This window comes from Pseudomonas sp. TMB3-21, assembly GCF_054898145.1.
Genome location: NZ_CM142718.1, coordinates 3164349 through 3176180, shown reverse-complemented (window position 1 = coordinate 3176180; position 11832 = coordinate 3164349). Strand labels below are relative to the sequence as shown.

Here is an 11832-nt window from a genome sequence, read left to right as displayed (position 1 = left end):
AGACACGCGGCTTTTAGCGGGCGGCGCCGAGCTGGCCTTTTTCGTCGGAGAACACAATCTCCACGCGCCGGTTCTGCGCCCGGCCGCGTTCAGACGCGTTGGCGTCCACCGGGTACTCGTCGCCGTAACCCTCGACCTGAATACGTTTGTCGTCGACGCCCAGGTCAATCAGTACGTCGGCGACCGATTGCGCGCGATCACGAGACAGCTTGAGGTTTTCCTGCTTGCCGCCGGTACTGTCTGCATAACCCTCGATGCGCACGACGCGCTTGGGGTTGAGCTGCAGGAACTGCACAATCTTCAGCACCACGCGGTTGGCCGAGTTTTTCAGTTCTGCTTCGCCGGTGTCGAACAACATATCGCCCAGTGTCATCACCAGGCCGCGATCGGTCTGGGTAGTGGTCATCGCGAGGATCTGTTCCTCGAGCCACTTGCCCTGCTGCTGCACGCTCAGCAGCTTGGATTCGCGCAGGGCCAGTTGCAGGCGCTGACGCTCCAGTTCGAGCTTCGCCGCGCGCTCATCATTGAGTGCCTGATTGGTGTGTTCCCGGGCGATTTCGCTGTAGCGCCGGCTCAGGTAAGCGTAATGCTGCACGTCGGAGCCACTGCCCCAATAGGTGGACAGACGATCGGCACGTGCCAGTGACTCACCAGCGCGAATCACGTCTTTCGGCGCGATACGCAGCACGTTGGAATCTTCTTTGACCTTCTGAAAGTCGGCACCAGCCTGCTGCAACGCAGCTTCGCTGTGCTGACCGGCGCAGCCATAGAGACTGACACACCCAGCCAGAAGCAAACCGCCGAGGGCTTTTGACTTAAGGTTCATTGGGCATCTCCCAGCTGCTTGCGCAGGCGAGCGATGCGAGTGTCGAGCACGTTCAGCTTTTCCTGGCTTTTCAGAGTCAGGACCTTGGCCTCGGCCAGACGTGCATCCAGTTCGGCCTGTTCGGCGCGCATGCGGGCATGCTTGTAGGATTCGTCGGTCATGTCGCCCTGGGCGCGGTTGAACTTTTGTTCCGCCAGCTTCATTTCGGGCACATCGTCGGCGGTGGCACCCACGGCCTTGGCCTGTATGAGTGCCTGTTCCGTCAGGCGGATTTGTTCATTCGGCGCCGGATCGGCTGCACAACCCGCCAGAGCCACAACGGCCAGGGCAGCGAAAAGAGGTCGAATACTCACTAAAAATCCCTACTGTTTTGGGGTACTGACAGGTTGTTGCTGCTGCGACTTCCAGCGCTCGATATTGCGCTGCAAGGCAGCCTCTGCCAGTCCGGACGCGGGCAATTCTGTCATCTTTTTCGTCAGCTGTCCGCGCAACCACGGATCGTTGCAGGCCGAGTTATGCGAAACCGCGAGGAACAGGCCCGGTTTGTCTATGGGTTGATCGCGTGCGATCAGGTCATTGGCCATGCTCAACGACTGCGCCGCTGCCAGACCGGAATAGCGCCCAGCAAGAACAAACTCCACTTCGCCCAAGAGTAGTTTCTGCAAGGCCTGCGTCAGGTTTGGCGTGCGCACGAGGGTCAATTGCTGCTCGGCGAACGACGCAAATTCCGAGGTCATTCGAGACTTTTCCGACACGGCACCGGAATGGCCGTGCAGGTCGGCGGCCTGGCTATACACCAGAGCGGAGTCTTTTCTGGTCCAGACCAGATAATCATTTTCCAGTAACGGCGGGTGGATGTAATCGAGGGACTCGAGCTCAGTCACAGTCAACGGCGCATCGGCGAGCATGTCCATGCGCCCGCTGCGAACTTCGTCGAGTGCCTGCGACCGCTTGCCGGCGTAGAGCAGGTCGACCTTGATCCCCATCTGCCCCGCCACGTGCTGCAACAGATCGGCACTGGCGCCGATCAGCTTTTTTGGATTTTCCGGATCTTGCCAGAGGTACGGCGGCGCGTCCGGGCTGCCGGTGACGACCAAGCGTTCGCACTTGCCTGCGGCCAACGACAGCCCTGGCAATAGCGCCAACCCCAGCAGCGTTGACCAACCAAATACTTGCCGCACGACGCTCTCCTATCCAACTCTGTTTCAGAAGGCAAAAAAAAACCCGACCAAAAGGCCGGGCTCTTTATAAGTGAAGCGGCTGGATTAGACCAGCTTCTCCAACTCGGGGATGGCTTCGAACAAGTCCGCGACCAGGCCGTAATCGGCCACCTGGAAGATCGGCGCTTCTTCGTCCTTGTTGATCGCAACGATCACCTTGGAGTCTTTCATGCCGGCCAAATGCTGAATCGCGCCGGAGATACCGACCGCGATGTACAGCTGTGGCGCAACGATCTTGCCGGTCTGACCGACCTGCATGTCGTTGGGTACGAAACCTGCGTCGACCGCGGCGCGGGAAGCACCTACGGCAGCGCCCAGCTTGTCGGCCAGGGCGTACAGGTGCTTGAAGTTGTCGCCGTTCTGCATGCCGCGGCCGCCGGAAACGACGATCTTGGCAGCGGTCAGTTCTGGACGATCGGACTTTGCCAGCTCTTCGCCAACAAAGCTCGAAGTGCCAGCGTTGTGCGCAGCGGCTACGGCTTCAACGGCAGCCGAGCCACCTTCAGCAGCAACCGGGTCGAAACCGGTGGCACGCACGGTGATCACTTTGACCGCAGCGTTCGACTGAACGGTAGCGATGGCGTTACCGGCGTAGATCGGGCGCTTGAAGGTATCAGCGCTTTCAACCGAAATAATCTCGGAGATCTGGTCAACGTCCAGTTGCGCAGCAACCCGCGGCAGGATGTTTTTGCCGTTGGAGGTCGCGGCCGCCAGGATGTGGCTGTAGCCAGCGCCCAGTTCCGCGACCAATGGCGCAACGTTTTCTGGCAACTGGTGTTCGTAAGCGGCGTTGTCAGCGACCAGCACTTTTGCCACGCCAGCGATTTTCGCAGCGGCTTCAGCCACGGCGCCAGCGCCCTGACCTGCTACCAGAACGTGAATGTCGCCGCCGATTTTGACGGCCGCAGCCACAGTGTTCAGCGTGGCCGGGGCCAGCACTTTGTTGTCGTGTTCAGCAATAACCAAGATAGTCATTTAGATTACCTTCGCTTCGTTCTTGAGTTTTTCAACCAGTTCAGCCACGGACTTGACCTTGATGCCTGCGCTGCGTGCAGCCGGCGCTTCGACTTTTACGGTCTTGTTGGTGGAGGCGGTGGAAACGCCCAAAGCGTCCGGAGTCAGCACTTCGAGAGGCTTCTTCTTGGCTTTCATGATGTTTGGCAGAGACGCGTAACGCGGCTCGTTCAAACGCAGGTCGGTGGTGACGATGGCCGGCAGTTTCAGGGAAACTGTCTGCGCGCCGCCGTCGATTTCGCGGGTCACGGCAACGCTGTCGCCGGACACTTCGACTTTCGAAGCGAAAGTGCCCTGACCATAACCGCTCAATGCAGCGAGCATCTGGCCAGTCTGGTTGTTGTCGCTATCGATGGCCTGTTTGCCAAGGATCACCAGCTGAGGCTGTTCCTTATCGACTACAGCCTTGAGCAGCTTGGCAACGGCCAGCGAAGTCAGGTCTTCAGCGGATTCGACGAGGATGGCGCGATCGGCACCCAGAGCCAGCGCGGTGCGCAGTTGCTCCTGAGCGGTGGTCGGGCCGATGGAGACGACGACGATTTCAGTCGCAACACCTTTTTCTTTCAGGCGTACGGCTTCTTCCACTGCGATTTCGCAGAACGGGTTCATCGACATCTTGACGTTGGCGAGGTCGACGCCGGAATTGTCCGCCTTGACGCGAACCTTGACGTTGTAATCAACAACGCGTTTGACAGCTACAAGAACCTTCATGGATTCCTCGTTACTCTCCGGTGAAAAGAAAGCCGCCAAGGCGAACCTGGCGGTTGATACTCATCGGCGCAAGGGCACCTCTAAAAACGCTGGCAACTGAGCAGGTGAATGCAGCTCACGCGGTTAATGACCGTCCGTCAGTGGTGACCGACAAGTCATTACCGATCGTGGCGTGTAAACTGCGAGCCGAACCTGCGCTGCGCATCACCTGTACCGCCATCGCCCTGCCTTTAGAGGTGCTCCTGAAACCTGCAGTCAGCCTACGGCGAGCGCAAAACCGACCGTATCTTGACCGGAACGCCTATTCCGGTCAATACGGCAAAATAGCCGTTCATAAGCCACGGTGACTTTGATTTCACTGGCCTGGAGCCGATTCAAACAAACGTTTGTATTGGACGCTGCAAGTGGTGTAGATATAATGCGCCACCCAGAGAGAAAGGTGGTCTATCGATTGTCCTGTTCTGCGCCCTGCGCGGAAATTCATGGATGCGACACCAAACCTCCAATTAGAAAAAAAACTGTTGAGCCTTGAGTAGGAGATAGCCTGTGGAACGCGAATACATGGAATTCGACGTGGTCATCGTCGGTGCCGGCCCCGCTGGTTTGTCAGCCGCCTGCCGCTTGAAGCAGAAGGCCGCCGAAGCCGGTAAGGAAATCAGCGTCTGCGTGGTCGAAAAAGGCTCCGAAGTCGGTGCTCACATTCTTTCCGGTGCGGTATTCGAACCCCGCGCCCTGAACGAACTGTTCCCGGACTGGAAAGAACTCGGCGCGCCGTTGCATACGCCCGTCACCCGCGACGATATCTTCGTGTTGAAAAACGCCGAGAGCGCGCAAAAAATTCCTGACTTCTTTGTGCCCAAGACCATGCACAACGAAGGCAACTACATCATTTCGCTGGGCAACCTGTGCCGCTGGCTGGCACAACAGGCGGAAAACCTCGGCGTTGAAATCTACCCGGGCTTCGCCGCTCAGGAAGCGCTGTTCGACGAGAACGGCGTGGTCCGCGGGATAATCACCGGCGATCTCGGCGTTGACCGCGAAGGTCATCCGAAAGAAGGCCTGTACACGCCAGGCATGGAATTGCGCGGCAAGTACACGCTGTTCGCAGAGGGCTGCCGCGGACACATCGGCAAGCAATTGATCAAGCGCTTCAACCTCGACAGCGACGCCGACGCCCAGCACTACGGCATCGGCCTGAAAGAGATCTGGGACATCGACCCGGCCAAGCATCAGCCAGGCCTGGTCGTGCACACCGCCGGTTGGCCGATGGACATCATGGGCAGCGAAAACACCGGCGGCTCGTTCCTCTATCACCTGGAAAACAATCAGGTCGTGGTCGGTCTGATCATCGATCTTTCCTACAGCAATACCTTCCTGTCGCCGTTCGACGAATTCCAGCGCCTCAAGCACCACCCGGTGCTCAAGCAGTACCTGGAAGGCGGCAAACGCGTCAGCTACGGCGCCCGCGCGATCTGCAAAGGTGGCCTGAATTCGCTGCCGAAAATGGTCTTCAAGGGCGGCGCGTTGATCGGCTGCGACCTCGGCACCCTGAACTTCGCCAAGATCAAAGGCAGCCACACGGCGATGAAGTCCGGCATGCTCGCCGCTGAATCCGTGGCCGAGGCACTGTTCGCCGAGAAAGACGGCACCGAAGAACTGACCACTTACGTCGACGCGTTCAAGAAGAGCTGGCTCTACGACGAACTGTTCGCCAGCCGCAACTTCGGTCCGGCGATCCACAAATACGGCGCCATCGTCGGCGGCGGCTTCAACTGGCTCGACCAGAACATCTTCGGCGGCAAGCTGCCGTTCACCTTGCACGACAACAAGCCGGATTATGCGTGCCTGAAACTCGCGGCGGACTGCAAGAAGATCGACTACCCGAAACCGGATGGCAAGATCAGCTTCGACAAACTCAGCTCGGTGTTCATCTCCGGTACCAACCATGAAGAAGAACAACCCTGCCACCTGAAGCTGACGGACCCGAGCATCCCGATCGGCAAAAACCTGCCACTCTACGATGAGCCTGCGCAGCGCTATTGCCCGGCCGGCGTGTACGAAGTGATCACCAAGGAGGACGGCGAGAAGCGCTTCCAGATCAACGCCCAGAACTGCGTTCACTGCAAGACCTGCGACATCAAGGACCCTGCACAGAACATCACCTGGGTGGCACCGGAAGGTGCTGGCGGCCCGACTTACCCGAACATGTAACTTGAACGCCTGAACATCAAGGCTCCCTGAATGGGGGCCTTTTTGTTGCCCGGGATTCAGACGACACACTCTTTGTAGGAGCCGGCTTGCTGGCGATAGCGTCCGCCCAGATAATCAGATGTCGACTGACCTAACGCAATCGCCAGCAAGCCGGCTCCTACAAGTAATTACCGTGAATCAGGCAGCGCGCTCATCCCCCGGGCTGCGCTCGAAGTAACGCTTGTACTCGCGGCTGAACTGCGACGTACTTTGATACCCGACCCGATGAGCAACCTGCGCCACACCCAGCCCCTCCGCGACAAGCAAGGTCTGCGCCTTGAGCAAGCGCAATCGTTTCAAATACTGCACCGGTGACAACAACGTACTGCGCTTGAAATGCTCATGAAAGGTCGAGGCACTCATGTTGGCGCAACTGGCCAGGGTTTCGACGTTCAACGGTTCGGTGTAATGCGCGTGCAGATGATTCAGTGACGCAGCGATTCGCGCGAACTGCCCTTGCTGCTCCACCAGCGCCCGTAACACATCGGCTTGCGGCCCGCGTAACGCCACGAACAGCAATTCGCGCAAACGAGCCTGCCCCATGATCTGGCATTCCAGTGGATCGTGCAGACAGCGCAAGAGCCTCTCGACGCAACCGCGCATCGCATCATCGAGCACGGCCGAGGTCATCGACTCGGGGGTTTGCGCCTGGATATTTCTACCCGGCGCCAGGCCCATGGCCAATACCAGCTCACCGAGCAGCACGCGATCGATCGCGATGGAAACGCCCAACATAGGGCCATCTGGCGCGGCAAACGTTTCGCACTCGAAAGGCACCGGCAGCGCCTGAATCAGATAATGCCCGGCACCGTATTCCAGCGTCCGCGGGCCCAGATACGCCAGCTTGCTGCCTTGGGCGATGATCACCAGGCTTGGCTCGTAGATCTGCGGCCCCCGCGCAACATCGCAACTGGCACGCAGTACCTGCACGCCTGGCAACGCGGTCGGTGCGAAGCCGTCGCGCGTGGTCAGCGGCTGGACCAATGACACCAACGTGGCGTTGGCGTCGAGATGACGGGTCAACAACATGGAAAACCCTGCACGGAAAAAATCAAGGAAAAAGGCATGAAAGCATCATCGCAGGTCTGACGCTCAATGCGACCAATCGAAGGCACATCCCGGAGGATTAGGCATGACTGCCGTAGGAATCGTCATGGCCGACACCGGGGCTGGGCGCCCAGACTTCACAGCCTCACTTGTCACTGCATTTGCGAGGTTCACTATGTACACCGCCATCGGCTACGCCGCCCAGTCAGCCACCACTCCCCTCGCCCCGATGAAATTCGAACGTCGCAGCCCGCGCGCCGACGACGTGGCGATCGACATTCTTTACTGTGGCGTTTGCCATTCCGACATCCACCAGGCCCGCAACGAGTGGGGCATTGCTGTTTATCCGCTGATGCCGGGTCACGAGATCGTAGGCAAAGTTACCGCAGTCGGTGCGAACGTCACCCAACACAAGATCGGCGACCTGGTCGGTGTGGGCTGCATGGTCGACTCGTGCCGCAGCTGCGAAGCCTGCCAGTCAAACCTCGAGCAATACTGCCTCGAAGGTCCGACCATGACCTACGCCACCCCGGACCGCGTGGACGGCAGCAACACCATGGGCGGGTATTCCGACAGCATCGTGGTCAGCGAGCATTTTGTCGTACGCATCCCGGAGAAGCTTGACCTGGCCAGCGCGGCGCCGATTCTCTGCGCCGGTATCACCACCTATTCGCCGCTCAAGCATTACGGCGTCAAGGCTGGTGACAAGGTCGGCATCCTCGGCATGGGCGGCCTCGGCCACATGGGCATCAAGTTCGCCAAAGCCATGGGCGCGGAAGTGACGTTGTTCACTCGCTCGGCAAGCAAGGCTGAGGAAGGCCGTCGCCAGGGTGCGGACCACGTGATCGTGTCCACCGATGCTGAACAGATGAAAGCCGCCGCCGGACATTTCGATTTCCTGCTCGACACCATTCCGGTGCAACACGACCTCAATCCCTACCTGGATACGCTGCGTTTCGACGGCGTGCACATCCTGGTCGGCCTGATTGAACCGGTTGAGCCACCGGTGCATGCCGGCAAGCTGGTGATGAGCCGTCGCGTATTGGCCGGCTCGCTGATCGGCGGAATCGCGGAAACCCAGGAAGTGCTGGATTTCTGCGCCGAGCACGACATCACCTGCGACATCGAAATGCTCGACATTCGTCAGATCAACGAAGCCTACACCCGCATGATTGCCGGTGACGTGAAGTACCGCTTCGTGATCGACATGGCGACCCTGAAAGCCTGATCCTTCAAGCTATCTTCAGCCCCAGCTCCGCCGAGAGCCGGGCTGTGACCCCTTTGATCAGGGGAATCAGCTCGGCCATTTTTTCCAGCGGCATGTACGGTACGGTGCTGGCGATGCTGATGCCGGCGACGATGCGTTTGCTGGCATCGCGAATCGGTGCCGCTACGCAGCGGATCGACGGCTCGTTGTCTTCCAGGTCAAAGGCGTAACCACCCGCGACATACTCGACCATGCGCTGCTGGAACTGCTCCCAGGATTGTTCCGGGTGCAGCGGCCAGAACTGATTTTTCCCACCTGCCGGCAGGCTGACTTCGTACAGTCGCTGCCACTCTTGCCGGGTGTCATCCAGCATTAACGCTTTGCCGATCCCGGTGCGCGCCAGCGGCATGCGATGGCCCACCCGCGAGCGCATTTCCGGGCCATTGCGTCCCGGATTCTTGTGCAGGTAAAGCACCTCGTCGCCTTCACGAATCGCCAAGTGAATGGTGTCGCCGGTCAACGCCGACAGCTCATCCAGATACGGAGCAGCGAGGGTAACCAGCGGCAATTCTTCACGCGCCTGAAAACCCAACTCGATCAGCTTCGGCCCCAGCAGATAGCCGACCTGCGGCACCACGCGTAAATAGCGTTCGTCCACCAGGCAACTGGCCAGACGATGGGTAGTGCTGCGCGTGGTGCCGATCAGCCGGGCGATTTCCTTGAGATCGCGGGCGCCACTGGCCACGGCCTGAACCACACCGAGACCGCGAAGCAATGTCTGGGTGCCAGTCGGAGCGGCGTCCTTGGCGATTTTTGGGGCGTCTTCCTGCATATCCAGCCTTTACCGTTGAGCGAGTGAACGGGCGGCATTATGGTCGCCCGACGGCTGCGACTACAACTTGATCCGCTCGACCTTGCCCACCAGCAACACGTAGGAAAGTGCACCGATCAATGCGAGAACCGAGATGTAAGTGATCGCCGGCGCGAACGAATCTCCGGTGGCGAGAAAACCGATGACGATTGGCGTGGTGATCGCTGACAAATTACCGATGAAGTTGAACACGCCCCCGGTCAGCCCCAGCAACCGCGCCGGTGCCAAGGTGGACACCAGCGACCAGGTGATCGAAGCCAGGCCGTTGCCGAAAAATGCCAACGCCAGGAATGCAATCACCAGCGGCGTCGAGTCAACAAAGTTGGCGCCGATGATCGAGGTCGAAATCAGCAGGCCGCCGATGATCGGCAGTTTGCGCGCGAAACCCACGGTGTAGCCGCGCCGGATCAAAAAGTCGGAAAAGAAACCCGAGCAGAGCACACCGACGAAGGCCGCGAGAAACGGCAGCGACGCCAGCAGGCCGGACTTGATGAAATCCATGCCGCGGTATTTCACCAGGTAGGTCGGGAACCACGTCAGGAAAAACCATAAGGTCGAATTGAGGCAGAACTGGCCGAGGTAGATGCCCCAGAGTTTGCGTTTGCTGAGGACGATTCCGAGGTCGATCCAGCTGAATTTCGCTTTTGCCTTCGCGGTGTCGGCCTGGATATCGACCAGCCCGCCGCCTTCGCGGATCAGCTCGATTTCGGCGTCATTGACACCCTTGAAATCCCGTGGCTCGCGATACACCGCGTACCAGATCACCGCCCACAAAATGCCCACCGCACCGGTACTCACAAATACCATGTGCCAGCCATATTGATGCTGCAGCCAGGCCAGCACCGGCGTGAGAAATGCCAGACCAACAAATTGCCCCGAGGTGTAAAAACCGATTGCCGTGGCGCGTTCGCGCTCCGGAAACCAGGTGGTGACCACGCGGCTGTTGATCGGATACGCCGGCGCTTCGAGCGCACCAACGGCCATGCGCAACACGAACAACGCGATGAAACTGGCGGCGAAGCCGAGCATCACCGTGGCGATCGACCACAGCAGCAGCGCGACGCTGTAGAGAATGCGTGGCGGCACGCGGTCCACCAGCCAGCCGCCGGGGATCTGCATGGCGGCGTAGGTCCAGCCGAACGCGGAGAAGATCAGCCCGACGTGGATCGGGTCGATTCCCAGCTCGCTGGTCAGCGCCGGGGCGGCAATCGACAGGTTGCTGCGGTCCAGGTAGTTGATGACCACGGTGATGAACAACAGCACCATGATGAAAAATCGCTTGCGGCTGGGCGCCACCAACGACGCCTGCCCGGTGAGGGTTTGCGGTTGCATGGGGTGTGCCTCTTTTTATGTTTATTGAGGTCGGATTAAAAATGGAATGCTGCCGATCTCCTTGTCCATGAAGATCAAACTGTGGGAGCCAGCCTGCTGGCGATGGCGGTGTGTCAGTCACCGTAAGCGCTGGATGTGTCGACGAAATCGCCAGCAGGCTGGCTCCCACAGGGGTTTGTGTGGAGTCAGAAAGGACTCACCACTCGGCAAAACTGCCATCGGCATGACGCCAGATCGGGTTGCGCCAGCGGTGGCCGACGGCCGCGCGTTCGATCACATATTCCTCGTTGATCTCGATTCCCAGCCCTGGGCCGTTCGGAATCTTCACGAAGCCTTTGTCGTAATCGAACACCCGCGGATCCTTGACGTAATCCAGCAGGTCGTTGCTCTCGTTGTAGTGAATGCCCAGGCTCTGTTCCTGAATAAACGCGTTGTAGCAAACCGCATCCAGTTGCAGGCACGCAGCCAACGCAATCGGGCCCAGCGGGCAGTGCAGCGCCAGCGCCACGTCGTAGGCTTCGGCCATGTTGGCAATCTTGCGCGTCTCGGTAATACCGCCAGCGTGGGAGGCATCCGGCTGAATGATGTCGACGTAACCTTCGCTGAGCACGCGCTTGAAATCCCAGCGCGAGAACAAGCGTTCGCCGAGGGCAATCGGTGTGCTGGTCAACGGTGCAAGTTCTTTCAACGCTTCGTAGTTTTCGCTGAGCACCGGTTCTTCGATAAACATCAGTTTGTACGGGTCGAGTTCCTTCATCAGCACCTTGGCCATCGGCTTGTGCACGCGACCATGGAAGTCCACACCGATACCGACATTCGGCCCGACCGCATCACGAACGGCAGCAACGTTGGCCAGTGCAAGGTCGACTTTTTCGAAAGAATCAAGGAACTGCAGCTCTTCGGTGCCGTTCATCTTTACCGCGGTGAAACCGCGTTCGACGGCCTCTTTCGCGGCGCGTGCGGTGTCCGCCGGGCGGTCGCCGCCGATCCACGAATACACGCGAATCTTGTCACGCACCTGGCCACCTAGCAGATCACTGACCGACACACCCAAGGCCTTGCCCTTGATGTCCCACAACGCTTGGTCGATACCGGCCAGCGCGCTCATGTGAATCGCGCCGCCTCGGTAGAAGCCGCCGCGGTAAAGCACGGTCCAGATGTCTTCGATGTTGCGTGGGTCTTTGCCGATCAGGTAGTCGGACAATTCCTCAACGGCTGCGGCGACAGTGTGCGCGCGGCCTTCAACCACGGGCTCGCCCCAACCGGTCACGCCCTCGTCGGTTTCGACCTTGAGGAAGCACCAGCGCGGTGGAACGATGAAGGTGGTCAGTTTGGTGATTTTCATCTCGTGCCT

Annotated in this window: 11 protein-coding genes; 2 read left to right on the top strand and 9 right to left on the bottom strand. The window is 59.4% G+C overall.

The window, feature by feature from the left end; all coding sequences use genetic code 11:
* Window positions 1–13: 13 nt before the first annotated feature.
* The 5 genes from ACYZTS_RS14690 to ACYZTS_RS14670 form a co-directional block, all read right to left on the bottom strand.
* Window positions 14–826 (bottom strand): OmpA family protein, encoded by an 813-nt coding sequence (locus ACYZTS_RS14690; protein WP_461990075.1) that lies wholly within the window; start codon window positions 824–826, stop codon window positions 14–16.
* Complete coding sequence (locus ACYZTS_RS14685; RefSeq protein WP_028620630.1) at window positions 823–1179, bottom strand: DUF4398 domain-containing protein; 357 nt, start codon at window positions 1177–1179, stop codon at window positions 823–825. Before ACYZTS_RS14685 ends, ACYZTS_RS14690 begins: the two co-directional genes overlap by 4 nt.
* Before the next feature lie 9 nt (window positions 1180–1188).
* Window positions 1189–2007, bottom strand: coding sequence for a substrate-binding periplasmic protein (locus tag ACYZTS_RS14680; protein WP_461990073.1), 819 nt, complete (start codon window positions 2005–2007; stop codon window positions 1189–1191).
* An 84-nt stretch (window positions 2008–2091) separates the two neighbouring features.
* On the bottom strand, window positions 2092–3021 hold the full coding sequence (locus ACYZTS_RS14675) for an electron transfer flavoprotein subunit alpha/FixB family protein (protein ID WP_461990071.1): 930 nt from the start codon (window positions 3019–3021) through the stop codon (window positions 2092–2094).
* Window positions 3022–3771 carry an electron transfer flavoprotein subunit beta/FixA family protein gene (locus ACYZTS_RS14670; protein WP_028620627.1) on the bottom strand — a complete coding sequence of 250 codons (750 nt, stop codon included), beginning with the start codon at window positions 3769–3771 and terminating at the stop codon, window positions 3022–3024.
* A gap of 546 nt (window positions 3772–4317) precedes the next feature.
* Here ACYZTS_RS14670 and ACYZTS_RS14665 point away from each other — a divergent pair.
* The gene (locus tag ACYZTS_RS14665; protein WP_028620626.1) at window positions 4318–5982 is read left to right on the top strand and encodes an electron transfer flavoprotein-ubiquinone oxidoreductase; all 1665 of its coding nucleotides are present in this window, start codon (window positions 4318–4320) and stop codon (window positions 5980–5982) included.
* 177 nt (window positions 5983–6159) lie between these two features.
* On the opposite strand, the gene ACYZTS_RS14660 is transcribed toward ACYZTS_RS14665, so the two are convergent.
* Window positions 6160–7050: an AraC family transcriptional regulator gene (locus ACYZTS_RS14660; RefSeq protein WP_461990069.1), complete on the bottom strand. Its 891-nt coding sequence runs from the start codon at window positions 7048–7050 to the stop codon at window positions 6160–6162.
* Between the two features lie 193 nt (window positions 7051–7243).
* On the opposite strand from ACYZTS_RS14660, the gene ACYZTS_RS14655 reads away from it, so the two are divergent.
* A complete protein-coding gene (locus ACYZTS_RS14655) occupies window positions 7244–8296 on the top strand; it encodes an NAD(P)-dependent alcohol dehydrogenase (RefSeq protein WP_028620624.1) in 1053 nt (350 codons plus the stop codon).
* Between the two features lie 4 nt (window positions 8297–8300).
* Here the strand turns inward: ACYZTS_RS14655 and ACYZTS_RS14650 are convergent, their stop codons facing one another.
* The 3 genes from ACYZTS_RS14650 to dgoD form a co-directional block, all read right to left on the bottom strand.
* Window positions 8301–9107 carry an IclR family transcriptional regulator gene (locus ACYZTS_RS14650; RefSeq protein ID WP_028620623.1) on the bottom strand — a complete coding sequence of 269 codons (807 nt, stop codon included), beginning with the start codon at window positions 9105–9107 and terminating at the stop codon, window positions 8301–8303.
* Between the two features lie 60 nt (window positions 9108–9167).
* Entirely contained in the window at window positions 9168–10478 is a 1311-nt protein-coding gene (locus ACYZTS_RS14645; protein WP_461990066.1) for an MFS transporter, read from the bottom strand.
* Window positions 10479–10674: 196 nt separating this feature from the next.
* Window positions 10675–11823, bottom strand: coding sequence for a galactonate dehydratase (dgoD, locus tag ACYZTS_RS14640; protein ID WP_008152275.1), 1149 nt, complete (start codon window positions 11821–11823; stop codon window positions 10675–10677).
* Window positions 11824–11832: the final 9 nt, after the last annotated feature.